The sequence below is a fragment of the Solitalea lacus genome, assembly GCF_022014595.1.
Classification (GTDB): Bacteria; Bacteroidota; Bacteroidia; order Sphingobacteriales; family Sphingobacteriaceae; genus Solitalea; species Solitalea lacus.
On sequence record NZ_CP091740.1, the window covers coordinates 4,179,476 to 4,205,511 of the forward strand.

The 26,036-nt window shown below is 38.6% G+C and carries 23 protein-coding genes; all 23 read right to left on the reverse strand.

What is annotated here, in order from left to right; all coding sequences use genetic code 11:
- The 23 genes from L2B55_RS17960 to L2B55_RS18070 all read right to left on the reverse strand — a co-directional run bounded on the left by L2B55_RS17960 (position 1) and on the right by L2B55_RS18070 (position 26,021).
- Positions 1–852, reverse strand: coding sequence for an OmpA/MotB family protein (locus L2B55_RS17960; protein WP_237847688.1), 852 nt, complete (start codon positions 850–852; stop codon positions 1–3).
- Positions 853–975: 123 nt separating this feature from the next.
- Positions 976–1,638, reverse strand: a complete 663-nt coding sequence (locus tag L2B55_RS17965; RefSeq protein ID WP_237847690.1) for a DUF2461 domain-containing protein — start codon at positions 1,636–1,638, stop codon at positions 976–978.
- Between the two features lie 3 nt (positions 1,639–1,641).
- The gene (locus tag L2B55_RS17970; RefSeq protein ID WP_338092188.1) at positions 1,642–1,917 is read right to left on the reverse strand and encodes a DUF983 domain-containing protein; all 276 of its coding nucleotides are present in this window, start codon (positions 1,915–1,917) and stop codon (positions 1,642–1,644) included.
- A 215-nt stretch (positions 1,918–2,132) separates the two neighbouring features.
- Positions 2,133–2,408 (reverse strand): hypothetical protein, encoded by a 276-nt coding sequence (locus tag L2B55_RS17975; protein WP_237847693.1) that lies wholly within the window; start codon positions 2,406–2,408, stop codon positions 2,133–2,135.
- A 50-nt stretch (positions 2,409–2,458) separates the two neighbouring features.
- Positions 2,459–3,034 carry a DUF420 domain-containing protein gene (locus tag L2B55_RS17980; protein WP_237847695.1) on the reverse strand — a complete coding sequence of 192 codons (576 nt, stop codon included), beginning with the start codon at positions 3,032–3,034 and terminating at the stop codon, positions 2,459–2,461.
- A 50-nt stretch (positions 3,035–3,084) separates the two neighbouring features.
- Positions 3,085–3,732, reverse strand: a complete 648-nt coding sequence (locus tag L2B55_RS17985) for a hypothetical protein (protein ID WP_237847697.1) — start codon at positions 3,730–3,732, stop codon at positions 3,085–3,087.
- Between the two features lie 2 nt (positions 3,733–3,734).
- Positions 3,735–4,082, reverse strand: a complete 348-nt coding sequence (locus tag L2B55_RS17990) for a cytochrome C oxidase subunit IV family protein (protein WP_237847699.1) — start codon at positions 4,080–4,082, stop codon at positions 3,735–3,737.
- Between the two features lie 26 nt (positions 4,083–4,108).
- The gene (locus L2B55_RS17995; protein WP_237847702.1) at positions 4,109–4,789 is read right to left on the reverse strand and encodes a cytochrome c oxidase subunit 3; all 681 of its coding nucleotides are present in this window, start codon (positions 4,787–4,789) and stop codon (positions 4,109–4,111) included.
- Positions 4,790–4,799: 10 nt separating this feature from the next.
- Positions 4,800–5,375 carry a cytochrome c oxidase subunit 3 gene (locus L2B55_RS18000; RefSeq protein ID WP_237847704.1) on the reverse strand — a complete coding sequence of 192 codons (576 nt, stop codon included), beginning with the start codon at positions 5,373–5,375 and terminating at the stop codon, positions 4,800–4,802.
- 1 nt (position 5,376) lies between these two features.
- On the reverse strand, positions 5,377–6,282 hold the full coding sequence (gene cyoE / locus L2B55_RS18005; protein ID WP_237847706.1) for a heme o synthase: 906 nt from the start codon (positions 6,280–6,282) through the stop codon (positions 5,377–5,379).
- Between the two features lie 4 nt (positions 6,283–6,286).
- The gene (locus tag L2B55_RS18010) at positions 6,287–7,366 is read right to left on the reverse strand and encodes a COX15/CtaA family protein (protein WP_237847708.1); all 1,080 of its coding nucleotides are present in this window, start codon (positions 7,364–7,366) and stop codon (positions 6,287–6,289) included.
- 58 nt (positions 7,367–7,424) lie between these two features.
- Positions 7,425–9,341, reverse strand: coding sequence for a cytochrome c oxidase subunit I (locus tag L2B55_RS18015; RefSeq protein ID WP_237847710.1), 1,917 nt, complete (start codon positions 9,339–9,341; stop codon positions 7,425–7,427).
- A 23-nt stretch (positions 9,342–9,364) separates the two neighbouring features.
- A complete protein-coding gene (locus tag L2B55_RS18020) occupies positions 9,365–10,582 on the reverse strand; it encodes a cytochrome c oxidase subunit II (protein WP_237847712.1) in 1,218 nt (405 codons plus the stop codon).
- A 16-nt stretch (positions 10,583–10,598) separates the two neighbouring features.
- Positions 10,599–11,810 (reverse strand): quinol:cytochrome C oxidoreductase, encoded by a 1,212-nt coding sequence (locus L2B55_RS18025; protein ID WP_237847714.1) that lies wholly within the window; start codon positions 11,808–11,810, stop codon positions 10,599–10,601.
- Between the two features lie 25 nt (positions 11,811–11,835).
- A complete protein-coding gene (locus L2B55_RS18030) occupies positions 11,836–12,405 on the reverse strand; it encodes a c-type cytochrome (protein ID WP_338092189.1) in 570 nt (189 codons plus the stop codon).
- Positions 12,406–12,411: 6 nt separating this feature from the next.
- On the reverse strand, positions 12,412–12,927 hold the full coding sequence (locus tag L2B55_RS18035) for a DUF3341 domain-containing protein (protein ID WP_237847716.1): 516 nt from the start codon (positions 12,925–12,927) through the stop codon (positions 12,412–12,414).
- Positions 12,917–14,374, reverse strand: a complete 1,458-nt coding sequence (gene nrfD / locus L2B55_RS18040) for an NrfD/PsrC family molybdoenzyme membrane anchor subunit (protein WP_237847718.1) — start codon at positions 14,372–14,374, stop codon at positions 12,917–12,919. Before nrfD ends, L2B55_RS18035 begins: the two co-directional genes overlap by 11 nt.
- Positions 14,375–14,398: 24 nt before the next feature.
- Positions 14,399–17,542, reverse strand: coding sequence for a TAT-variant-translocated molybdopterin oxidoreductase (locus tag L2B55_RS18045; protein ID WP_237847720.1), 3,144 nt, complete (start codon positions 17,540–17,542; stop codon positions 14,399–14,401).
- Between the two features lie 26 nt (positions 17,543–17,568).
- Complete coding sequence (locus L2B55_RS18050; protein ID WP_237847722.1) at positions 17,569–18,924, reverse strand: c-type cytochrome; 1,356 nt, start codon at positions 18,922–18,924, stop codon at positions 17,569–17,571.
- A gap of 248 nt (positions 18,925–19,172) precedes the next feature.
- Complete coding sequence (locus tag L2B55_RS18055; protein WP_237847724.1) at positions 19,173–20,153, reverse strand: deoxyhypusine synthase family protein; 981 nt, start codon at positions 20,151–20,153, stop codon at positions 19,173–19,175.
- Positions 20,154–20,316: 163 nt separating this feature from the next.
- Positions 20,317–21,228 carry a DUF1735 domain-containing protein gene (locus L2B55_RS18060; RefSeq protein ID WP_237847726.1) on the reverse strand — a complete coding sequence of 304 codons (912 nt, stop codon included), beginning with the start codon at positions 21,226–21,228 and terminating at the stop codon, positions 20,317–20,319.
- Between the two features lie 33 nt (positions 21,229–21,261).
- Positions 21,262–22,725: a SusD/RagB family nutrient-binding outer membrane lipoprotein gene (locus L2B55_RS18065; RefSeq protein ID WP_237847728.1), complete on the reverse strand. Its 1,464-nt coding sequence runs from the start codon at positions 22,723–22,725 to the stop codon at positions 21,262–21,264.
- 26 nt (positions 22,726–22,751) lie between these two features.
- Positions 22,752–26,021: a SusC/RagA family TonB-linked outer membrane protein gene (locus L2B55_RS18070; protein WP_237847730.1), complete on the reverse strand. Its 3,270-nt coding sequence runs from the start codon at positions 26,019–26,021 to the stop codon at positions 22,752–22,754.
- Positions 26,022–26,036 lie beyond the last annotated feature (15 nt).

Consider the following 26,036-nt stretch of genomic DNA (forward strand, 5'->3'; position numbering starts at 1 on the left):
TTAATTTTTGACTTGCAGTAATTTATAAATCTCATCCAACTTTGGCGAAAGAATGATTTCTATTCGACGATTTTTACTTTTTGCTTCAGTAGTATTTTCCATTGTGACAGGAATAAACTCCCCTCTTCCTGCCGCTTCAAGTTTTATGGGCTCTAGTTTTTGTACTTCAGTTAAATAGCGAACAACTGAAGTAGCACGAAGTACACTTAAGTCCCAGTTATCTTTTATTTGCCCTAGGTTTCGAACTTTAGCGTTATCTGTATGCCCCTCAACCAGGATATTAATATCAGGCTGAGTTTTTAGCACTTTTGCTAGCTCATCAAGCGCTTCTTTACCTTTAGTGTCGATAATTATACTTCCTGTATCAAAAAGCAATTTATCTGTTAAGGAAACAAATACCTTTCCATCTTTTACAGAAACTGTTAACCCACTCTCAGAAAAACCTAATAAGGCTTTTGACAATTTCTTTTGCAAGGCATTGGTAGCCTCATCTCTGCTCTTCAAAATAGCCTCAACTTCTCTTAAATTACGTTCACGGGCAGCTAAATCAGCTGAAAGCTTCTTTATTTCGCCTGAACTGTTATTTCGTAATGCGGTATAATCTTTAAAAAGCAGTTCATTTTGCTCCTGAGCTAAACGTAATTGATCACCTAAATTTGAAGTATCACCTTTCAGCTTATGATTCAAAGCTTGCAAACTATCTCCTTTTGAACCACAATCAGCTAATGTATTTTGAAGAGAATCACGTTCAGCAATCAGCTTTCTGTAATCTTTTTTACTTAATGCAACACATGATGTTAGTCCGATAACTGAACTAACCATCATTACCGGAACGATAAATGTTCTTTTCATACTATAAAATTTGCCGACTAAAATAATTAAACCTTTAAACTGATACACCTATTCGATGCAAAAAAACAGCGACAAACCACTGGTCTGCCGCTGCTCAAATAACGTATCTTTTAAACAGATATTTTAGCTCGAAATAGCATTAGTTAGAAATTGATTCAGCGGATATGCAGCTGCCCAAACATTTACTACAGCTTCAAGACCTGAAGGACTTAGAAGTTCCTTTTCATTTAATTGGGAAGAAACAGTATAGCTTTTCAATTTTAGTAACTCAATTTCAGGATGATCTGCAGGATAACCTTTCGGAGCAGTTTTTAATTTCTCTTCTTCATCCAATCCTTTAAAAAACTTCTGAAAAGCTTCTTCTTTTAAAATCGATTTAAAGTCATTGGCGTTATAATCAATTTCTTGTCTAATTGCTTTTACATGTTCAGCCTCAGGCATCCAATAGCCACCTGCAGCAAAACATTGCATTGGTTCAATATGCAAATAATAACAGGGTCCATTTACACCTTTTCCGAATGTACTTACTACAATACCGAAATTCTTTTTATAAGGTGATTTATCCTTACTGAAACGAACATCGCGATAAATCCTCATTATGCATTGCTTTGCTCTGATCCCTGTAACTGCAGGATCTATTTCAGCCATTTTAAGCAATACGGCATCAACAAAATCCTCAACATTCGATTTGGCCTCCTCGTATCGCCTTTTATTGGCCATAAACCATTCACGATTATTATTATCGGCTAGCTCTTTTAAAAAATCAAAGGTAGTTTGCTTAAGCATACTTTATTTAGAATAAGATTCGTCAAAGCGTACCGGAGAGAAAAAGTGCAGCATTAACACCCGGCCATACCTAAAATTAAACGGCATAAAGAAAATAATAGCGCCGATAATAATGCTCAAGTAGACCCAAGGAGACGGATCATTTAACAAAACGTATGTTGCCACCCCAAGCGTTACACTTTGTGCAACGTTTAATGCATAACTTACATACATTCCACCCCAAAAAAAGCCAGGCTCAATTTCGAAACGTAACCCACAAACCGGGCAGTTTTGATGCATTTTTTGATACTCGAGTAAATTATACGTTGAATGTGAGAATATTTTACCCTGCCTACAACGCGGGCACTTTTGTTCTACTATAGCTTGAAATTTAGAAATCGCCATTTTATTGATTGGTTTTGCAAATCCTTATCCAATCACAAAAATCAACAGCACTACACAGACAGGATTTTGCAGAGAATATAAACAGAAGAATCCGTTCCCGGATTCTTCTGTTAGTTAAGATTTAATTTCTGATCAGGAATATTGATGTTAATATTCTTTCTACGATAATTACGATACCACATAAGGCCAACACCTGCAACAGCAACATATGGTGCAGCTAACAAATACAGAATGCCATTATTCAGTCCACGACCTTTATTACCACCCTCGTTTATTGATGACTCTACAGATGATTTACACATCGGGCATTGTGCGTTTGCTGAAAAAGGCATTACCACAAAAAGAACTCCCGATAACATCAACGCAAGGATTAACTTCTTCATCATAACAAACTTATATCAACTTCAAAAATAAGGAATTATCTACTTAAAACGGTCTATTTTATATAATACGGAGAAATCATAAGGTAAACAACCACACCTGTAACTGTAACATACAACCAAATTGGGTAGCTCCAGCGCGTAATTTTACGATGTTTGGCAACTTCCATTTTCAGTCCCCAATAAAAAGATAACAACACCATTGGTAATACCAACGCTGCCAAGATAATGTGCGAAATTAATATTACCAGATAAATTGCTCGCATAGAACCAACTTGTGCAATTTCAGAAGCATCAAGCAATCCATCCCCATTTAAATCCCCAAATTTTGCTTCCTGCGGCGCCAACCAGTGATAAGCAATATAAGACACCAGAAACAAACTTGACAGGAAGAATGCGGTTAAATTTAACCTCTTATGCACAGCTATTCTCTTCTGTTTAATGAAATACAGCGATAGCATTAAAAGCACACTACACGTTCCGTTAATGAAAGCATTTAATTTAGGTAGAATAAGAATTGATGAAGGATCAACCATAGGAGCGGGAAGGACCTTTCGGTTCAATAATACTACCACCACAAATACAAAAACCGAAACTCCGGCAACAATTCGAAATAGTATTTTTTCAGACATAATTAAAACAGATAATAGAGTAAAGAAGCTAGGGATTAGAACAATAAAATCTACTTAAGAAGTATATCGTCTTCATCTCTAATCAATTCAACAGTTAACACTTTAACCTCATCCATTAAGGTGTCAATATTGAATCGATTTTCCATTTTGTACATCCCTCTGATACGATGCCGTCTGTCGAGCATTACATATCTACGAGTCGCAGTGTACTTTTGCAAAACAGTATCCTTCTTTACTTCAGTTAAAAGATATTGCTGATTGGCAATTGTTGCCAAAGAGTCAATTGGAGCATAAACCACTTTCCAGTTATCGTTCTTGTTACTATCAGCCAGCCATTGTTGATTACCGGCAAAAGTTACAAACAACACTTTAGGGTTTTTCTTAAAATACTGTACCAGCCGCCAGGTTTGCTCGTTCATGGCCTTATTACCAAAACTGTCATCGGTTACAAGAAAATTGGCCATGATGATTTTTCCAGTATCAGACAAAGGAAAAAATTGTACAGTATGGTATATCGTATCCTGTATTTTACGCCCTTTCTTTAAATGAAATGTAGAAGCCACTTCTTTAGGTCCGAAGACCGGAAGTGGCTTGTACATATTCTGACCCGACTTTAACAAAAAATAAGTTATAACCGGCAAAAGAAAGACAAAAAACAGGATAGCGGCTTTTTTTAAAAGACTTATCCGAGTTGTCATATTTATTTCAATATGGGCAATAAATAATTCCCCTCAATAATCATCAGGGTTACAAAATAAATCAGGAACACCATTGGTAATACTACGCTAATGATTAACCCGATTTTTTCGAATTTAAGGTGCATGAAATAAGCCACAATGTAAGCAGCTTTTACAATCGTTAAAGCGATATAAAGAAAGTTCCCGATTTCTTGAGAAATCAAACCGTGAGGAATGCAGTATAAAGCAATGATAAACTCTATAATGGTTACACTCAATAAGATGAAAAACACTTTCCAGATCAATGCTTTTGACATTGATTCATGCTCATCATGATGTTCGTGAGCTACAGTAGATTCGTGTGCCGACATTTTATATAGAATTCAGAGTTAACAAATTAAACAAGATAAAACAAGGTAAATACGAATACCCAAACTAAGTCTACAAAGTGCCAGTATAAACCAACCTTTTCAACCATTAAATAGTGTCCGCGACGCTCGTAAGTTCCAACTAGCACATTCACTAAGATGATAATGTTGATTATCACACCAGTAAATACGTGAAATCCGTGAAATCCAGTAATTACAAAGAACAACTGACCAAATTGTACTGCTCCGGTACTTCCATCAGCATTCATAAATGGATTGTGGTGTAAGGTCATTCCTTCGTGAATAAGGTGACTCCACTCCCAAGCCTGACAGCCTAAGAAAGTCAAACCTCCTAATACCGTTAAGAACAGCCATTTAGTTACCTCACTTTTAGAGTTGCGATGACCGGCTTCAACAGCCAATACCATGGTTACAGAACTAAAGATAAGGATGAAGGTCATGATACCCACAAATACTAGCGGATAGTCAGCATGAACACCTGGTACTGATTTAAAAACTACATCAGGATCAGGCCAGCTATGGCTTTTGAAGCGCATTGCGCCATAAAAAATCAATAATGCAGAAAAAGTAAACACGTCTGACAAGAGGAAAAACCACATCATCAGCTTGCCATATTCCACAGAGAAAGGAGATTTTCCGCCACTCCATGGTCCCGCTTTAACTTCTTCTAATTTTGCAACAGTACTCATCGATTAAATTTTAGTGGTTCAAAAGTAAAAAAACGTATAAATAAATCCATAAAATATCCAGAAAATGCCAGAAGATAGAAGCAAGTTCTAATCTAAGCATATTCTTAACTTGGGCAATATTACGATACACACCAATCAAAGGAGCCGCTAAAACGGCTATACCTACAAGTATGTGTGCTCCGTGCATCCCTGAAATAACGTATAAGAACGACCCTGAAGGATTTCCAACAAAGTATACTTTATTAGCAATCATTTGCTGCCAAGATAGCCACTGACAAACCAAAAAGGCCACTCCTAAGGCGATTGTTAACCATAAAGCCAATTTTTGTTTTTCAAAATTTAACTTTTTACCTGATAAGTAAGCCCATTGCATTGTTCCACTGCTGGCAACAATAATTACAGTTGAAAGAATGAACAAACTAGGTAAATTATATTCTGTCCAGTTTCCTTCAGCTTTACGCACAATAAAACCTGATGTAAATGCAGCAAACAGCATTATACTGGCTACAATAATCAACCACAATACGAACTTGATTGGTCTTACATTAAGTTTAGTTTCTTCCGTATTCATCACACTAGTTTGCATACTAAATCTTATCTACTAACATCATTACTTGTATTACCATGATATACAGAAAACCTGTAAGCATCACTTTCTTTGCAGACGGCGTATCACAATTCTTTACCAGTCTATATGCCGGCACTAAGGCCCATACACCCATAATAATAGCTGCTACAAGGTAAATCTGTCCAACAAAATTATAACTGTACAATAACACACTCACCGGAATTTGAATAATGGATGAAGCCATAATCCAATAAGCACTAGCTTTAGTCGTTCCTGAAAGCGAAGGCAATAAATAGAATCCTGCTTTGTTATAATCCTCATTCAACAACCAGGCAATGGCCCAAAAGTGGGTAAACTGCCATATAAACTGAACGGCGAATAACAAACCTGGCTCCATGCCAAAATGGTTAGCACTTGCTACATAGCCTAATAAAGGTGGCATTGCTCCTGGAATCGCACCAACGAAAACAGCCAGGCGAGACACTTGCTTTAATGGCGTATAAATAAATGCATACGACAATAATGAAAATAAGCCAAAGAACGCTGTAAGGTAATTTACATGATAGCCTAAAATCAATACGCCTCCAATGCCCATTAATAAACTGGCAATAAGCGCCTCTCCAACCGACATACGGCCTGATGGAAGAGGACGATCGTGCGTACGACGCATAAACTTATCAAGATTACGCTCCAACAACTGATTAAATCCATTTGCTGAACCTGTAACTAAAAATCCCCCAACAATTAATGAAATAAACTTCGACCAATCCATTACCTCAACACCCTTATCGGCATAGAGATAAGAAATAGCAGCCGTAAACACGACAAGAGAGCTCAAACGCATTTTCACCAAAGCTGCATAATCAGCATATTTGGCTGCAATTACGGTTGAAATATCGGCTTTAACTGATTTTTCTAACAACACGTTTCTATACTTTAGTGGCAACACTTGCTGTTGCCTTAATTCTTAACAAACATAAAACAGCCCAAAACTGCACTCCAAACATCAAAGAACCAAAAACAAGATGCATTGTTTGAAAAGCTGGCGGTAAAGCCATCCAAGCCAAAACAACACCCGTTAAAATCTGTGCAAAAACTAAAAACAGATTGTATTTGATCAACTTTGCAACCGCATTATCAGTATTCTTTCTTATTTGATAAAACAGAAGACCTGTTATTACCACAACAAGAATAGCTAACTCCCGATGTGAGTAAAACAAAAAACCTACACGGTTTACCCATTGCTCTCTTCCAGCATAGTTTAACACAGCTGCAATCTCATCAATAGTCTCACGAACCTGAGTTCCTATTAACATTTGAACTATTGTTAATGCTAGAAGCACCCCGATTAACCACTTCACACGCTTGAGGTTTACTCCAATGAAATCATCAGAGGCAAATTTGCGAGCTCTGGCTTCCTCATAGATAAATATGTATAAAGCCAAAATCACCATTGCAACAAACATATGTATAGTAACCATGTATGTTTTAAGGTTACTTTCAACCACTTTTGCACCCAGCCAACCCTGAAAACCAATTAAAAAAAGGTTAAACAGACTCCACCAAAAAACGCTGCGTTTATTACCTCTTAAAAAGGTACGGGCAAAGAAAACGGTAACAATAGCTCCCAAACCTAAAAGAACGCCAGTAAGTCGATTTACATACTCGGTCCAGGTATGATACACATTAAATTTTGCATAATCATGCTTAGTGTATTTCTCCCAATCGCTGGGATTAAACTCTTTTCCGGTTGTAAAATCTTGCTTTGCTTTATACAGTGCCTCGTTCCAAATTACGATGTACCCTTTTTTAAAGAATTTACCTTCTGAAAAGGTTAATTCATCAACTGTAGTTGGCGGAACGAAATGACCAAAACATTTAGGCCAATCGGGACACCCCATACCTGAACCCGTACTTCTTACCACTCCACCAGCAATAATAACCAGATAAGTAAGGATAAGTGTTACTAAACAAACGGATAAGAACTTTCTTTCGGAACGATTCTGCATTGTTTGGATAAAAGTTTAGGTAGCGACTCAAACTTGGCCACTACCTAAATTTTCATTATTAGTTAGTCTCAGAAGCTTTTTGCTCTTGTGAGACTGTTAAAATTTTCGGCTGATAAAACTCGTGCACAAATTGTGATTCATCACCATGATAACCAAAATCATGCGGAGTATTAGAGCTAATTGTTTCTGATAATGACACAGTTTGAGGGATGAAATCTTTTTCAGCACCTGGTTTACTGTAATCATATGGCCAACGGTAAACTGCAGGAATTTCACCTGGCCAGTTGCCGTGGAAGTGCTCAACAGGAGTAGTCCACTCTAGCGTATTTGATTCCCAAGGATTTTGAGGAGCACGTTTACCTTTGAAAATATTTACAAAGAAGTTGTATAAGAACAATACTTGAGCAATAGCACCTAAGATAGCTGCAATTGTAATGAATTTGTTCAATGATAACCACTTAGTAAACATTTCAAACTCAGTAAAGGTATAATAACGACGAGGAACGCCATCTAAGCCCATAAAGTGCATTGGGAAGAATACCAGGTAAGCCGAAATAAAGGTTAACCAGAAGTGTAAATAACCTAATTTGGCATCCATCATCTTACCAAACAATTTAGGATACCAGTGGTAAACACCTGCAAGCATACCAAAGATCGCAGAACAACCCATTACAATATGGAAGTGGGCAACTACGAAATAAGTATCATGTAAGTTGATATCCATTGAAGGGTTACCTAACCACAAACCGGTAACACCACCAGAGATAAAGAATGATACCAAACCAATAGCGAACAACATAGCTGGAGTGAAACGGATGTTACCTTTCCACAAGGTTGCCAGGTAGTTAAAAGTCTTTACTGCAGATGGTACCGCAATGATCAAGGTAGTGAACATGAACACCGATCCTAAGAAAGGATTCATACCCGTTACGAACATGTGGTGACCCCATACGATAAATGAAAGGAACGAGATACCTAATAATGAACCAATCATTGCACGGTAACCGAAAATTGGTTTACGCGCATTAGTTGCAATAATTTCAGAAGTAAGACCCAATGCAGGCATGATGATGATATAAACCTCAGGGTGACCCAAGAACCAGAACAAGTGCTGGAACAAAATTGGGCTACCTCCGGTATTTGGCAACGCCTCACCACCGATATAAATATCTGAAAGGTAGAAACTGGTACCAAAGCTACGGTCAAAAATCAACAAAATAACAGCAGCGAATAATACAGGGAAAGATAATAAACCTAATACTGCAGTTAACAAGAATGCCCAAATAGTTAACGGCATGCGAGTCATTGACATACCTTTAGTACGCATATTCAATATGGTACTGATATAGTTAATCCCACCCATCAATGATGAAGCAACGAACATTGCCATTGAGATTAACCACAAAGTCATACCTGTACCTGAACCAGGCATAGCTTTCGGTAATGCCGATAATGGAGGATAAATCGTCCATCCTGGACCTGCAGGACCGGTTTCTACGAAGAACGATGACACCATAACAACACTGGCCATGAAGAAGAACCAGTATGAAAGCATGTTCATAAACGGAGAGGCCATATCACGGGCACCTACCTGATAAGGAATTAGCAGGTTAGAGAAAGTACCGCTTAAGCCGGCCGTTAATACAAAGAATACCATGATGGTACCGTGAATGGTTACCAACGACAGGTAAAATGATGGATTTAGGCGACCACCTTCACCCCATTTACCTAAAATAACTTCAAATAATGGAAATTCTTTATCTGGCCATGCCAATTGAATACGGAAGATGATTGAAAATATCATTCCAATAACACCCATAATGATACCGGTGATAAGGAATTGTTTGGCAATCATCTTATGGTCCATACTAAAAACATATTTAGACCAAAATGTTTCATGGTGATGCCCGTGAGCATCGTGGCCATGAACATCGTGATGATGAACTGCCTCAGGAGAAATAACTTGAGAAGCCATGATTATATTATTATTCGCTCTAATTACTTAATATTAATTGCCAATGTTTTGCTTGCAGCTGCTGTATCAGTTTTTGATGAATCAGCAGGAGCTGCAGGTGTTTCTGCTGGTGCAGCTGGAGCTGGTTTCTCATTCTTTTTCACCCAGAAAGGTGTTTGAGTTTTTAACCATGCTCTGTATTCTTTATCACTTACTACTTTAATCACAAACTTCATATTGAAGTGTGACGCTCCACAAATTTTGTTACAGTACAACAAGTAATCAAAATTAGGGTCATTTACTTTCGAACGCATCTCATTGGTAGTGATGGTTGGAGTAAAAGTAAAGTAAGTATTCATACCTGGTACACAGTTCATTTGAACACGGAAGTGAGGCATATATGCAGAGTGAATCACATCCTTAGCTCCAAATTGGAATTGAACTGTTTTATTTACTGGCAATACAATTTCTTGAGGGAAAAAGTCATCATGAGATTTTTGGTCATCAAACTTAACACCCAACACGTTATCTCCGCCAATTAAACGGTAGTTACGAGGACCTAACTCATTATCTTTACCTGCATAACGAACAGTCCATTTAAATTGCTCTGCTACTGCTTCAACTTTAATGGCGTCTTTCAAATTCGAAGGATACATAATGCCAGTCCACGTTTTCCATCCAAAGAACACCAAAATACTCAGTACGATAGCCGGAACCAAGGTCCAAACTTTCTCTAAGTTGTCGTTGTGAGGATAGTAGTAAGCAGTTCTGTTTTTACGGGCTCTGTATAAATACACATAAGTAAACAATACAATGTGTGTTAATAAAAATACCGTAAAAGTAATATAGAATGTTACGTGTAATAAATTATCGGTTTTAACGCCATGGGCAGAAGCTGGTTCAGGCAAAAGCATTTTACCATGATGAACTATCTCCCAAAATGCACCGTATAAACCTAAGAAACCGATAACAAGGAATAAAGTGGCATGTATAGAGTTCCAGTTAATTCCTTTTTTCTTTCCGGTAGCGGAAGCTGTTAATTCATAAACTTTTAAGGCTTTACCAACAACGCTCAAAATGAAACCGGCAGCAATAAATATTAGTATGTAAAGTGCTACGGTTAACCACATTTCGGTACGTGCAGCAGCTTTTGCAGCCTCGGCACCTGCATCAGCAGTTGCAGCCTGGGCCATTGCCACATTGGTATACAATGTAGCAACGGCTGCAGAAGCAAAAAATGATATTTTTTTAAGTATCGACATAGTCAATTTATAACGATTAGATATTTGGAATATGGTGGTGAGTACTCTCTTCTAAATATGGGTGATTTTTAGGAGCCATTGGCGCTTTGCTCAATCCTCTTAACATAAAGAATACGAACAGGCCTGCAAATCCAATTAAAGTACCGAACTCGTAGTAGCTGAAACCACGGTGAACTCCTAAAGTTCCTGGCATCACCATAATGTAATAATCTAACCAGTGACCAAGCAAAATGATAATAGCTGCAATTTTCATTACTTTGAAATTACGTTTGTTATCACTTGTCATTAATAATAAGAATGGCACCAAGAAACAGATTACGATATCAAGCCAGAACAAGAATTTGTACTCTGGGGTCCAACGGTTAACGAAATATGTTAACTCTTCCGGAATATTAGCGTACCAAATCAAAAGGAACTGACCAACCCAAGTGTAGGTCCAGAAGATGGTGAAACCAAACATCAATTTACCTAAATCGTGTAATTGACTGGTGTTAAACCACGGTAAGTATCCGTTCTCTTTTAAGATAATTGAAACTAATGCGATTGCAGAAAGACCGGTTACCCAAAGAGCAGCTAAGTTCCACCAACCAAACATAGTTGAGAACCAGTGCGCCTCTACCGACATCATGGTATCGAAAGCGAATAATGGGAATGTAAAACCAAAAATTACACAGAAGATAGCACTGAATTTAATGCTCTTATTAAAGTTATCCATACCACCTTCGATGTCTTCTTTTAAGGTTAACTTCCTTAACATATAAGCAAAGAAACCCCAAATGCTTACATAAAGAGCAATACGAGTAACAAAGAATTTCATATTTAACCAGGCTGATTTACCTGCAATTAGCGCATCATAATGAGGGCTATTTGGATCAGTAATTCCATCAGCATGCCAATGATGGTAAAGATTATGTGTATATAAACCACCCCAGATTACGGCGAACAAAATCACGCCGGCAACAGGAATAACGGTTGTAAATGCACTTGGAACACGTAAAATGCTCGTTGCCCAACCAGCATTCGTTACATACTTAATAGCGATAAACATCACCCCTGAAAAGCTCAAACAAGTCATGTAGTATGCACATACTAAAAGGTTAGCCCAAGTACGCTCAGGGTTTGTCACAAAACCCAAAGCAATACACAACACACCAATAATAATGGCAATAATGCTATATGTTTTGGCTTTACCTGAAAACTCAAATTGTTTTGAAATATCTAGTTGCATTGAATTTTAATTTAAAGTCCAAAAATTATTGTTTCTGAAGGTATTGAACATATTGAATGATTTTCCAACGCTCTTCTTTTGATAACTGTGAGGCATGAGCACCCATAGCACCTTTACCGTATGTAATTGAGAAGAACATTTTGCCTTCAGGTAAATCCTTAAGCTGTGCGGAATTGTAAGCAGGAGGAGCTGGGAATCCAGCTTTAGCTACAACGTTTCCGTCAGCCATACCGGTTTTACCATGACAATGCGAACACATGTTGGTAAACAATCTCTTACCTTCCTCAAAGTTCTCTTTTGTTTGAGCAAGCGGACTTTTTAATTCTGCACCGGCAGCCTCATACCCTTCCGGAGTTTGCGGATAATGAAATACTTCATAATTGGTTGGAACAGTACCAGCAACCGGAGTTTGAGCCGATTTTCCATCAGCAAAAACTGAATTAGGTTGATCAGGATTGTAAGGAACAGAACGATACATCTGAGGTGAATATTCCAATCCCGGATCGCGTTTAACCTTCGAACAAGATGTAAATACAACTGCAGTGGCTAAACCCATTAATAAAACGCCTTTAAATTTATTTTCTAACATACTCATTGGCAATTAAAAAGTTTTGTATTTAACCTCTACTGCACCTGATTGTCTGATTAGATCAGCTACACTCGACTCATTATTATCAGTAACTTCAATGGCTACAACGAAACGGTCGTCAGTTGCACGCTCATCCATAATTCTTGGTGTAGAGAACGGAATTAAGCGGTTAGCCATAAAGAATGTGAAGCCCATACCGAATGAAGCGAACAATACGGTCCACTCGAAACAAATCGGAATGAAACTCACAATTGGGAAGTTTGGTTTACCACCGATATCCATTGGCCAATCGTAGGTAATCATGTACCAAATCATTAAGAAAGCCAATGATAGTCCCAAACAACCAAAACAGAAAGCTGCAATTGGCAGTCGAGAACGCGGAACAAAAAATACATTCTCTAATCCGTGAACTGGATATGGAGTATAAACATCAAATATCTCTTGTCCTTTATTTTGTATAGAAGTGATGCCTGCTTTCAGAACATCCTCATCATCATATAAACCGATGGCAAATTTCTTATTCTTCATTTGACTCTCCTTTCTTAATTGTCGCTGTAGTAGCAATAACCACATTACCTTCTACAGGTTGGTGAGTTGGATGTGCATGCTTTTTAGCTTTATTCTTAGCTTCTTCACTTGAATGCTTCAATAATAATTTTACCTCAGCCATTGCCACTGAAGGCAGGAAGCGGATAAACAATAAGAACAGGGTGAAGAATAAACCGATTGAACCAACGTACAATCCTACGTCAACAATTGTAGGAGTAAACATTGCCCAAGAAGAAGGCAGGTAATCACGGTGTAGTGAGGTCACGATAATTACGAAACGCTCGAACCACATACCGATGTTTACAACAATTGAAATGATGAAGGTAAATACCAAACTGGTACGCAATTTTTTGAACCACATTAACTGAGGAGAAATTACGTTACAAGTCATCATTAACCAGTATGCCCACCAATAAGGACCAGAAACACGGTTTAAGAATGCATATTGTTCATACTCAACACCTGAATACCAAGCAATGAACAACTCAGTCAAGTAAGCAACACCTACAATCGAACCAGTTACCAAAATGATGATGTTCATCAATTCGATGTGATAAAGGGTGATATAGTTTTCAAGTTTCAATACAACACGTGCTACCAACAATAAGGTTTGCACCATTGCGAAACCAGAGAAAATCGCTCCCGCAACGAAGTAAGGAGGGAAAATGGTGGTGTGCCATCCCGGAATTACAGAAGTTGCAAAGTCGAAGGATACGATGGTGTGTACCGAAAGTACCAGAGGAGTTGAAATACCAGAAAGGATCAACGAAATTGATTCGAAACGGATCCAGCTGCGTGCAGATGAAGTCCATCCGAAGCTTAATACAGAGTAAACTTGCTTGCGGACACCGGTAGCGCGGTCACGTACAGTGGCAATGTCAGGTAATAAACCTACATACCAGAATAAACATGATACCGAGAAATAGGTCGAGATCGCAAATACGTCCCAAATTAGTGGAGAGTTAAAGTTTACCCACAAAGAACCAAACTGGTTCGGTAATGGGAAAGCCCAGTAAGCTAACCAAGGACGACCCATGTGCGCCAAAATGTACGTAGCTGCACAAATTACGGCAAAGATCGTCATCGCCTCAGCAGAACGGTTAATTGAGTTACGCCAGCTTTGACGGAATAGTAACAATACTGCCGAAATAAGCGTTCCGGCGTGACCGATACCTACCCACCAAACGAAGTTGGTGATGTCCCATGCCCATCCTACTGTTTTGTTTAATCCCCATGCGCCTAGTCCAACCCAGGCAGTGTAACCAAAACTTACCAACCAAAGGATAAACCCTGCAAATGCAAGGGAGAATCCTATCCACCACGCCTTGCTTGGAGTACTCTCAACCGGGCGGCAAATATCTTCGGTAACAGTATGCATATCAGGCGTACCGGTTACCAAAGGTTTTCTAATAATTGACTCGTGCATAATATCTTGAGTTTAGAAACTTAATTATGAATGACTCTCTTCTTTAGCCTCGTGACCATGACCACCATGTCCGTGCTCTGCTACTGCTTTCTCTTTGTTACGAACTTGTGTCATGTATCCAATACCTGGCTGAACACCAATTGACTCTAACACATAATATGTACGCTCGTTATGAAGCAATTTCGACACTTCGCTTTCAGGATCATTAATATCACCGAATACAATTGCATTTGAAGGACATGATTGCTGACAAGCAGTTTTGATATCACCATCTTTCAACGGACGGTTTTCCATTTTCGCTTGTAGTTTACCAGCCTGAATACGTTGAACACACATCGAACATTTCTCCATCACACCACGTGAACGAACTACAACATCCGGGTTCAATACTAATTTACCCATTGGGTTGTTCATGTAGTAGTCAAACTTATCGTTATCAGTGTAGTTGAACCAGTTGAAACGACGAACTTTGTATGGACAGTTGTTAGCACAGTAACGAGTACCGAAACAACGGTTGTAAGCCATTTGGTTCAAACCTTCTGAAGAGTGCATAGTTGCCAATACCGGACAAACAGTTTCACAAGGTGCATGATCACAGTGCTGACAAAGCATTGGTTGGTGAACAACTTCAACAGCTTCTTCTTTACTGTCTTTACCCATGTAACCTTCAGTACCCTCTTCAACTTTCGAATAGTAACGATCGATACGTAACCAGTGCATTTCACGACGACGACGAACCTCATCACGACCTACTACAGCAACGTTATTCTCGATATTACAGCTGATGATACAAGAACCACAACCTGTACAAGCGTTCAAGTCGATTGCCATACCCCAGTGGTGACCTCTTTTTTCTTTGTCTTCCCAAAGGTTCAACAACTTAAGGTTACCATATTTATCACGTTTAGCTTCACCTTTTTCATTCTGCTCAGAGATTTCAGCTAAATCATGGTGACCATGACTTCCTGACGCAGGGTCTTTAGCGTACGCAGAGATCGTAGTTTCTCTGATAATATCGCGACCTTCGAAAGAATGGTGAGTTTGAGTTCTAGCTAATTCGTAAGAATCACCAGTTTTGGTAATTGAAACCGAATTAAAGTTTTGCAAGCTACCATTAACGATGCTTACGAATGGGAATGCATTTTTACCTACTTCGTTACCAGCTTTACCAGCATCAGTACGACCATAACCTAATGCAATTGAAGCAGTACCATAAGCCTGACCTGGTTGTAAGATAACTGGCAATTCAATCGAATAACCATTAGTTTCTACTTTAACAACATCAAACTCTTCAATACCTTGTTCTTTGGCAAACTTCTCTGAAAGAGCTACGTAGTTGTCCCAAGTAACTTTTGACACTGGATCTGGACATTCTTGCAATAATGGATTATTTGCACCGCGACCGTCGCCAACATTGGTATGTTTGAATACTGTTAACTCTACTTTACCTGAAGCAGCTTTACTGTTATTAGTAATGGTAGAAACTACAGTTGATAAGTCTTTAGCAAATGTATAAGGTTGTGCTACAGCACCAGCTGTTTTAACAAAACCAGTACGCAATAAGGTATCCCACTGATCTTGGAAAATCCCTGCACCTACCTGAGGGAAGATGATGGTACTCCAAACATTCTTAACGTAGTCTAAATATTCAACAGGATTATTAGCCCATACTAACAAGCTTTTCTGTGCTGGACGTGTATCATAAATTGGGTTGATAGTTGGCTGACCAATTAAGAACACTCCTTTACGAGGTTCTGCATCGGTCCAAGCTTCCAATGAATGATGATCAGGAGCAATTACATCAAAACCTTTAGCTGTTTCATCTTCACGCTCTGCGAAAGAAACTTTTAAGGCAACCTTTTTCAAGGCAGCTGCAAAGTCTGACGCTTTAGGATATGAGTAAACAGGGTTTACACCATAAACGAATAAAGCACCAACTTCACCACGATTCATTTCATTTACCAATTCAACAACTTCGGCATCATTACCCTTAAATTGTTGACTAGGGGTATCTAAATCAATAGTAGAACCGTAGTTACCTAATAAGGCATTAATTGCATTTACTAATACTTGAGTAGAAACATCATTTGAACCTGCTACAACTAATGATTTTCCTTTGTTTTCCCAAAGTTCTTTAGCTGTTTTAGCGATGATGTTACCTGCAAATTCAGGAGTTTCAACACTGAAAGTTTGAGCTCCTGCAAGTTTTGCAACATTGTTATATAAACCAATAAGAGCTAAACCTGATTGCGAAGGACGAACCGGAATACGAACATCAGCATTTGAACCAGTCAACGACATTTCAGTTTCAAACTGAATGTGACGTGACATTGCTTTTGCTTCTTTCAAATGTTTCGCATTACGTTTTGAAACATACTGACGGGTAAACTCAACCGGAGAAATCCAAGTACCTAAGAAATCGGCACCGAAACTCACAATTAAATTGGCATTATCAAACTTGTAAGAAGGAATAACTGCTTTCTCAAAGCTGTTTTTATTAGCATTGATAATTCCAGAATAAGATACTGCATCATAAGTAACTTGTTTTGCAGTAGGATATGCTTTAATAAAGTCTGCGATAACAGCGTTAGTTGACGGACTGTTAATTGAATCAGTCAATAACACGATTTTTTTACCGCTAGTGTTTACTTTAGCTAATTGCTCTTTTACAAAGGCGTCTACATCTTCCCAATTAGACTCGCTACCTTTTAGTACTGGAGCATGTAATTTAGTAGAATCATATAAATCAATTACTGAAGCGTGGCCTGCTGAGTCAACACCACCCTGCCCGATTGGACAGTTAGTATTACCCTCAATTTTAATAGGGCGACCTTCACGGGTCTTCACCAATATACCATAACCATCTTTAGAGATGCCGGTATAGTAATTAGGAATACCCGGAGTAATTTCTTCAGGCTTGATCAGGTAAGGAACCGCTTTGGTAACAGGCGCTTGGTTACATGCAGCTAGGGCAACAGCACCTACTCCAAAACCAAGTGATTTTAAGAAATCGCGGCGAGGCATAACAGTGCTGTCAATTGCCTTGCCTGACAGGATCTCTTCAATTGGTAAGTCTTCAGCAAATTCTCTTTTCTGTAAAGCTTCAAACTCGGAAGTTGAATTCAACTCCTCTAAACCTTTCCAGTATGTTTTGTTATTGCTTTCCATTTATAATCGTCAGAGTCTTTTAAAAATTAATAATGACATTTTGCACACTCAAGGCCGCCCATTTGAGCAACGGTAACCTTCTCACCCTTCTTGATTTTCTCATGAAGTTCAACCATACCATCATAGTAGTGGTTTTTAGGAGCATGCTTCAATTCGGTACTACGGTGACAGTCAACACACCATTTCATGGTTAACTGAGAAGCCTGATATACTTCATCCATTTTGGCAACTTCGCCATGACAAGCATAACATACCGGCTCATCAGCTTTCAGACCTTTAGCAGCACGAATCGACTCTTCAGCAACTTTTACGTGTTGTGAGTGATTGAAATAAGCAAAGTCTGGAAGATTATGAATGCGAACCCACTCAATTGGACGTTGATTTGGTCCGTATTTTTGAGTACTTGGATCGTAGTCTAAAGCTTGGTAGATTTTTTTGATTTCAGCTGTACCATCAATTTTCTCGCCTTCGGCATCTAATAATGGCTCGCCTTTGTATTCATTAATTTGGTTATGACAGTTCATACAAACATTTGCAGAAGGAATGCTTGCATTTTTACTCTTCCACGCACCTGAGTGACAGTATTGACAATTAATTTGATTTACGCCAGCGTGTACTTTGTGAGAGAACTTAATAGGTTGTGCTGGTTGATAATTCTGGGTAACACCTACATCCCACATTTCTTTCCATGACCATGCAGAACCAACAATTAAAACAGCTAAGATTGTTAATGCAATTACTTTTTTATTAGAGGCTAGTCTTTTGAACGTTTCAGCCAATTTAGAAGGAGCTTCTTCCTCTTCTTCAGCCTCAACCAAAGTACCATCCGCCTTTTTGGTCGATACTAATTGTTCTAATGTTTTAATAACACGGTTTAACACCACAATTACCACAAACAATACAACAACTAAGCCCAATAAACCTAAAATAGTGAAGTTACTGGTACCTTTTTCGGCAGTAGCAGCACCTCCGGCAGGACCAGCGGCAGCGGCTTTTTCAATAGCATCGCCTTCTTGCTTAATATAAGCTAAGATAGATTTAATGTTGTCATCTGTAAGACTTGGGAAAGAGTTCATCACCTGCTTGTTATACTCTTCAAAAATCTTAACAGCAGCTGGATCGCCCGATTTAACCATTGCTTGCGAGTCATGCACCCATTTAAGCAACCATGCTTCATCATGACGTTTGTCCACATCTTTCAATGCTGGACCGGTAACACGTTTTCCAACGGCGTGACAAGCTGCACAATTGGCTTTAAAGAGCGTTTCCCCTTCTTTAGGGTCTGCAGCAAAGGCTTGCGCTACGCATAAAAAGGCGATTGTGAGAATTAATGCACCTTTTTTCAGACAGGTTTTCAAAAAAACGTTCGAGTTCGTACTCATGCTCTATGTAATTCTACTAAATATTACGTACTAATAATCAAAATGTTAACAAACGAAAGAATTTTCCACAACTGATTAACATTTAGCGCACAAAAATAGGCATAAAACTGTGTCTATGACAATGATATGACACATTTTATCAATTTATAATTATTCTAAATAAGTGGACTGAAAATATATCCAACCACTTAGTTATCAACAAAATAGCTGCACTTAGCAGCTATTTATAATCATTTATTAAGTTGAAATTACATATCAAGTAGCCATGCAAAAATAAGCGGAGCTACAATTGTGGCATCGGACTCAATAATAAATTTTGGGGTATCAATGTCCAGTTTTCCCCACGTAATTTTCTCATTCGGAACTGCACCTGAATACGAACCGTAACTGGTTGTTGAATCCGAGATCTGGCAGAAATAACTCCAGAATGGAATTGTCTCCATTTCCATATCCTGGTACAGCATAGGAACTACACAGATTGGGAAATCTCCTGCAATACCTCCACCGATTTGGAAGAAACCTACTCCCTTACCACCTGAGTTTTTAATGTACCAATCAGACAAATAGGTCATGTATTCAATCCCCGACTTCATAGTTGATGGGTTCAACTCACCCTTAATGCAGTACGAAGCGAAGATATTCCCCATGGTTGAGTCTTCCCATCCCGGACAGATAATAGGCAAATTGCGTTCTGCAGCAGCCAACATCCAGCTATCCTTAGGGTCAATTTCATAATATTGCTCCAAATCGCCAGAAAGCAACATTTTGTACATGAATTCATGTGGAAGATAACGCTCCCCATTATCTTGTGCAGTTTTCCATTGATGGAAAATATGTTTCTGCAAACGACGAAAAGCTTCTTCCTCAGGAATACAAGTATCAGTTACGCGGTTAAAACCATTTTCCAATAAATCCCATTCTTCTTGAGGGCTCAAATCTCGGTAATTAGGAACACGCTTATAACTTTTGTGCGCCACAAGATTCATAATATCCTCTTCAAGGTTAGCTCCGGTACAAGAAATGATGTCAACCTTTCCTTGACGAATCATTTCGGCCAGAATCTTGCCCATTTCAGCCGTACTCATGGCACCGGCAAGGGTAATCATCATTTTACCACCTTCTTCAAGATGTTTTTCGTACCCCTTAGCCGCATCTACCATCGCCGCAGCGTTGAAATGCAGGTAGTACTTTTCCATGAATGATGAAATAGTATTACGTTTCTTTTCCATGCTGTAAAAATTTTGGGCAAAGGTAGGGAATAGAAATCATTATCAAAGTCCTTCTAACCGATAGAATGGACACAAAAAAACCGGGAATTGAGTTCCCGGTTTAAAATTTAGTTATGTAAAGTACCGTTAAGTAGCTTTATTCAATTTGATGTTAACACAATAATTATCTTGATTTATCATATTTAAAGGTAGCTTCCCATGCCCTATTTGCTGGCCCTGTACCCCAATAAACCGAAATACTAAATGTTTTAGTTGCAGGGTCATATTTATTAACACCAGCAGGATTGTTTACAACAGCAGCATTTGCAGCATCTTTAACTGTTACGTTATTGGTTGCAGGATCAAGAGTCAGCTCCCATGGCCCAATACCTCCAATATTTGCTCCACTTGCCCAACAAGCTACACGATCCATTTTAACCGAATTAGGACCTGTTGTAATCAATGAATAAGATTGCTCTGGGAATGCTCCTGATAAAACAGGGTCACCCTCTCTTAAAGCTTTTCCATTAACTTTATAAACTCCATCATATTGATTTTTAATACTTAAAAGGGCAACAACTGAGTCTCTACCTTCAGGAATACGCATGCCTGCAGAATTAGTAATTCTAAAGCCAACTGCATACTTATTTGTTAAGGCCCCCCACTTGCCTCCATCAACATTTATTGATATAGCTTGTGCAAAATCACCAGGATTAAAGGTTACAGTATATCCACCATCAACCTTCACTACTGAAGAATTCGCTAACGTAAACATTGATTCAGGCAATGCAACAAAGGTTTCCTTATATTTTTTATTGTAATTGGCAATCATATCAGGAGCCAAGGTCAATTTAATTGTACCTGAAGTATTTAGCGTAGCATTTGAATTTACATCACGCATGATATTGAATAGATCAACTTTTTTTACAGTGGTAAACGGAGAAAAGAAAAGCTTATTGGCCGGAGACTCCGAAACTTTTACCATGCTTTGACCTTGATCAGTCAATTCAGTTATTTCATCTTTTACACAGGAGGTAAATAAAGCTGGACTTACGATCCCCGCACATAAAAGGAAACTTAATATCTTTTTTTTCATAATTTCTTAATCTAATTGTAAATAGCCATAAGGTTATTGATCCCACCAAACTTTTGAATCCTGAGTATCACCATTAGGAATACGAGCAATTGCCTCTTCTACATTAACTTTATTAGAGCCACGCTCGCCAGCAGAATACATGTAGCGTCTAGGAATTTGTTTACTTGAATTGGTAGCGTCAGGAGCTGGTGTTAAAACAGGATATCCCGACTTTCTCCAAATGTTCCAAGACTGTAAACCGTCTGGATAGGATGCAATATAACGTTGGGTCGAAATCTTTTTAACATTTTCAGTGCCATCCAAAACTACAGATGCCTGAGTTAAATAACCCGCAGGAACAGCAATTCCCCACTGCTCAAATGACAACGCTATACCTTGATTATAGGCCGCTTGCGCGCTTTCAGTGGTCCACCCTAACTGAGCAGCCTCTGCCCTTGCTAAAGCAACCTGTGCAGCACTAATGATCACTACAGTGGCATCTTCTTTCCTAAAGTCACCTCTTAGAATACGAGCCCATCCAGGATTTGCTGCTGTAAATGCTTCTGCTGATGCACGTTTAAGACCATATGGCATACCAACACTTGAAGTAGTGAATGAATTTGGTTTACCTTGATCTTGAGTAATACCTCCAAAAGCATTTTGGCGAGAATCTCCCAAAGAAGCCATTAAGTCAGTCATTGTTTTACTCTCGGCATAGTCCTTACGACCATCGTAAACTCCCCACCAACTGTTTTTGAAGTTACCTCCAGGATAGCTCACCTTAACGTTTTGTGCATTAGTAGAAATATAACCAGCAGGATTATTCAAAGCAGCTTTAAACTCTGCAGCAGCAAAACCATCCGGACCACCTACTTTTTTTGAAAGCTGGATAGCCATCATCATACGTAAAGAGTTAGCAAAACGTTTCCATGCAGCTACATCGCCATTAAATATAATATCACCAGTTATGATAGAATTGTCGAATTCATTTACTGAACTTGCAAGGGCAGCCATCATTGCTTTGTAGATATCTTCCTGTTTATCGTATTTAGGAGTAAGCGAAGTAGCACCTTTTAAAGCCGCGCTATATGGAACATCACCCCAACGATCAGTAATTGTCCAGAATATATATTGCTGCAATATCTTAGCAATAGTATTCATATTCTTGCTTTTATTTTGATCAATAATATTCTGAAGGTCAAATAAAGCACCCGAATAAAGATTATTAAAATCAATTTGTGGAGCACTATACAATGACACATCGGTGTATTGCGTCTCTGAAAAATATTGACCATATAATCCTGGACGGGTTTGCGTTGCAAAGCCCCCTAGTCCTGGGTTAGACCCAGTAAGTGCTGTTGTACCAGCCATTACGTTGGTTAATAATGCGCCAACAATCGGATCCTTAGCTCCAGCCGGATTAACATTTGTATCTCCAAAATCTTCCAGCTTTGAACACCCGGTAGTAGATCCGAGAACAAGAAGACTGAGGAATGTATATTTAAATATTTTTTTCATAATTAAATCTCTCTTTCAATAAAAAATTAGAATCCAATTCTCAAGTTAAAACCGAAACCACGAGTACCCGGTAACTGTCCGGTTTCGCCATATACTGCATCAATTTCAGATGGATCGAAGTCACGATTTTTTGAATAAATCAATACAGGGTTTTTGGCAACTACCGAGAAATTCGCGTTTTTGATATAACTTCCTAATTTTAATTTTCTAACTGGAATTTCGTATCCGACTGAAACTTCGCGTAGTTTAACAAAGGTTAAATCATACACATATTCATCAAATACTTTGGTTCCCCATGATTGGTGGAAATAGTCTTGTGCTTCCACATAATAATCAACAGGTTTATCGGTAGCATCAACACCAAACACGTGCACACCACCGCCATCAGCAACTGCATCACGAATTGGATTACCTTTATCGTTTACAGTGGCAGTACGAGCAGTTAAACCACTATATGAACCCCACATGTTTGACAAGGACACGAATTTACCTCCGATTTGATAATCGATATTTGCTCTAACAGTGAAATCTCTAAGAATGGTAAAGCTATTTTGAAGACCTCCAGTACTTGTTGGCAACACACTACCGAAATAAACCTTAGGATCATTTAAATACATTCCTTCATCATTTAAGATTGGAACACCATTAGCATTTCTTTTAATACCATTACCAAAAAGTTGGCCCCAACGCTTGCCTTCCTCATGAATCATATAAGGCATACCAGTTGTGCTGCCATATACCTGACCTACAGATGCAGTTTGAGAAACCTGGTATTCTTTACTCAGCTCATCCACATCATTTTTAATCAATGGTGACCAAGCTGCAGTTAAATCCCATTTGAATTTATCTGACCTAATAGGAGTTGCAGATAGCTGGAACTCCATACCTTGCTTACTTATTTTACCGATATTGGTTAACAATTTGGTATATCCACTTGCACCATTAACTGAAAGTTCGTAAGGGAAATCACGCTCGTTACCATCCCAATAAGTAGCTGAAACTCCAAAACGGTCATTCATAAATCGCAAATCAAGACCGATTTCGCGCTGAGTTACCACTGACCCATGAATATTTGGATCAACCAAAACATCAGGTGTTCCCATCAACATATTGCTACCCCATTTGAATTGACCCACACCGTAAGTCATACCAGGGTAACGGTACGCTCCAAAGTTGTCATTGTCAGTACCTAAAGCTTTAGGAATTTCACCCCATGATGCCCTTAATTTACCAAAGCTTAACCAAGAGAATGTTTTTTGAGGCAACAACTCGCTAAAAATGAATGAACCTCCAAAACCTTTAGATAATACAGAGTTATTAGAAGTTGGCAAGGTAGAATACCAGTCATTGCGTAAAGTTACTTCAGCACTCAAAAAGTTCTTATAGCCAATATTTGCTCTACCGAACACAGCTCTGTATTTCTCCTCAACACGACCATTAGTCATGGTTGCAGGGTCTACAGAGTTTTGTACAGTAAATAAATCCGGCAAACTTAATCCATTGTTGGTTGAAGCACCATTACTTTTACTTACTAATCTAAAGAAGTCCGTACCAACATTGGCATCAACTTTAATATCCTTAACAACTTCTTTAGTATATGAAGCTAAAAACTCAATGTTTCTTCTGTTAGAGTAAGAGTTAAATGTTTCATAATAACCTTTTGCCTCAGGAGAGTTACCTGTTGTTTGTAAACCACTTTCATTCAATCTTGAACTATATTTTTGCTCAAGGAAGGTGGTGTTTTGCTGTTTACGATAAGTAGCACTTACTTTTAAATCTTTAGTGATGTTGTAAGTTAATGCCACATTACCAAATAAACGATCGCGTTGGTTATTAATATTAATTAAATCAAACCAAGTGTAGAAGTTATACCAGTAGTTACCGGCATAAAAGTTTCTGGTGTTGGTTGGATCAAAACCTGAAGGGTTAGAGTGGTTCCAGCTTGCGTAAATTCCCTCAGGAGTTCTTAAATTGCGAAGCTCCTTCATGATACCCATATCCAAGTCACGATGGAACCATTGGTTAAATGATCCAGAACTTTGGTTAGAATAATCATCCACAATCTCACCATTTAAACCTCTGTTTACATAAGTGATATTAGCAGAGATATCTAAATCCTTAGAAATTTTATATGAAGAAATTAAATTGATTGAATTTTTCTTTAATCCTGAGGAAGGCAATAAACCATTTGTATTCTGGTTACCATAAGTAAATTTAAAATTAAGGTTTTCAGTTGCCTTGCTAAAGCTTATTGAACTGTTATATCCAACACCGGTATTAAAAAATTCTCTGGCATTGTTAGGCTGAGCCGTCAATTTTGCTGTTTGAAATGATCTGCTATGACCGCCGTACCAAGCGTACCATGGAATATATTCTTGTCCAACCATGCGAGGTCCCCAGCTGGCGTCATCACTATAGTCATGATAATATTTACCATCCAAGGCTTTCCACTCAGCTGGATCACCATCTTTCCAAGTATATTTCATCAAATCACTTGAAGAACCACCTGCATAAGAGTTTTGGTAGTTAGGCATTCTGTTTACGTTTTCAATCATAACTCCGGTGTTTAAAGTAACACCAAAGCCATCCGTAGTCTTACCTTTTTTCATGGTAATTACAATAGCTCCATTGGCTCCTTGAGAACCAAATAAAGCTGAAGCAGCAGGACCTTGCAAAACTGAAACGTTATCAACATCGTCCATGTTAATATCGTCTACTGTAGGAAGAATTGTTCCATCAACAACATATAAGGCTCCGTTTCCGGTGCCAAAACCTGTAGCACCGCGTAAACGAATATCAGTTTGTCTACCAAGTGCTGCGGCTGACTGGCTACGTACCTGTAAACCAGCAACTTTACCTGCTAAGGCATTGTCCATACTAGGAGTACGAATGGTGTTCAGCTGTTTCGAAGTAACTACTTGAGCATTACTTGCACTGGTACGAGATGAACTTTGAATTCCGTAAGCCCCAGTCACCACAACTTCACCCAATTGTTTTGTGTCAGAGTCAAGGCTGATGTTAATAGTTACCGATGAACCTACAGCAACCTCCTTTGTTTTAAAACCAATGTAGTTAAAAATCAAGGTTGCTTTTTCAGGAACTGCTATGGAATACTTTCCATCAACATTTGTTTGTGTTCCTAATGACGAACCTTTTACCACAACACTTACACCGGGCAGCGGCAATCCGTCATCTTTTGATAATACAGTACCCGTAATCTTTTTTTGCTGGGCATACGTGGTGAGCGTAAGCAGCGAAAAAAGGAGCACTAAAAATTTTGTAAACTTCTTCTTCATAGTCTTTACAATTTT

Excerpts from the sequence above, each read along its gene's own strand:
- L2B55_RS17960 (WP_237847688.1), bottom strand. The coding sequence starts at position 852 with ATGAAAAGAACATTTATCGTTCCGGTAATGATGGTTAGTTCAGTTATC.
- L2B55_RS17965 (WP_237847690.1), bottom strand. The coding sequence starts at position 1,638 with ATGCTTAAGCAAACTACCTTTGATTTTTTAAAAGAGCTAGCCGATAAT.
- L2B55_RS17970 (WP_338092188.1), bottom strand. The coding sequence starts at position 1,917 with ATGCATCAAAACTGCCCGGTTTGTGGGTTACGTTTCGAAATTGAGCCT.
- L2B55_RS17975 (WP_237847693.1), bottom strand. The coding sequence starts at position 2,408 with ATGATGAAGAAGTTAATCCTTGCGTTGATGTTATCGGGAGTTCTTTTT.
- L2B55_RS17980 (WP_237847695.1), bottom strand. The coding sequence starts at position 3,034 with ATGTCTGAAAAAATACTATTTCGAATTGTTGCCGGAGTTTCGGTTTTT.
- L2B55_RS17985 (WP_237847697.1), bottom strand. The coding sequence starts at position 3,732 with ATGACAACTCGGATAAGTCTTTTAAAAAAAGCCGCTATCCTGTTTTTT.
- L2B55_RS17990 (WP_237847699.1), bottom strand. The coding sequence starts at position 4,082 with ATGTCGGCACACGAATCTACTGTAGCTCACGAACATCATGATGAGCAT.
- L2B55_RS17995 (WP_237847702.1), bottom strand. The coding sequence starts at position 4,789 with ATGAGTACTGTTGCAAAATTAGAAGAAGTTAAAGCGGGACCATGGAGT.
- L2B55_RS18000 (WP_237847704.1), bottom strand. The coding sequence starts at position 5,375 with ATGCAAACTAGTGTGATGAATACGGAAGAAACTAAACTTAATGTAAGA.
- L2B55_RS18010 (WP_237847708.1), bottom strand. The coding sequence starts at position 7,366 with ATGCAGAATCGTTCCGAAAGAAAGTTCTTATCCGTTTGTTTAGTAACA.
- L2B55_RS18015 (WP_237847710.1), bottom strand. The coding sequence starts at position 9,341 with ATGGCTTCTCAAGTTATTTCTCCTGAGGCAGTTCATCATCACGATGTT.
- L2B55_RS18020 (WP_237847712.1), bottom strand. The coding sequence starts at position 10,582 with ATGTCGATACTTAAAAAAATATCATTTTTTGCTTCTGCAGCCGTTGCT.
- L2B55_RS18025 (WP_237847714.1), bottom strand. The coding sequence starts at position 11,810 with ATGCAACTAGATATTTCAAAACAATTTGAGTTTTCAGGTAAAGCCAAA.
- L2B55_RS18030 (WP_338092189.1), bottom strand. The coding sequence starts at position 12,405 with ATGAGTATGTTAGAAAATAAATTTAAAGGCGTTTTATTAATGGGTTTA.
- L2B55_RS18035 (WP_237847716.1), bottom strand. The coding sequence starts at position 12,927 with ATGAAGAATAAGAAATTTGCCATCGGTTTATATGATGATGAGGATGTT.
- nrfD (WP_237847718.1), bottom strand. The coding sequence starts at position 14,374 with ATGCACGAGTCAATTATTAGAAAACCTTTGGTAACCGGTACGCCTGAT.
- L2B55_RS18045 (WP_237847720.1), bottom strand. The coding sequence starts at position 17,542 with ATGGAAAGCAATAACAAAACATACTGGAAAGGTTTAGAGGAGTTGAAT.
- L2B55_RS18050 (WP_237847722.1), bottom strand. The coding sequence starts at position 18,924 with ATGAGTACGAACTCGAACGTTTTTTTGAAAACCTGTCTGAAAAAAGGT.
- L2B55_RS18055 (WP_237847724.1), bottom strand. The coding sequence starts at position 20,153 with ATGGAAAAGAAACGTAATACTATTTCATCATTCATGGAAAAGTACTAC.
- L2B55_RS18060 (WP_237847726.1), bottom strand. The coding sequence starts at position 21,228 with ATGAAAAAAAAGATATTAAGTTTCCTTTTATGTGCGGGGATCGTAAGT.
- L2B55_RS18065 (WP_237847728.1), bottom strand. The coding sequence starts at position 22,725 with ATGAAAAAAATATTTAAATATACATTCCTCAGTCTTCTTGTTCTCGGA.
- L2B55_RS18070 (WP_237847730.1), bottom strand. The coding sequence starts at position 26,021 with ATGAAGAAGAAGTTTACAAAATTTTTAGTGCTCCTTTTTTCGCTGCTT.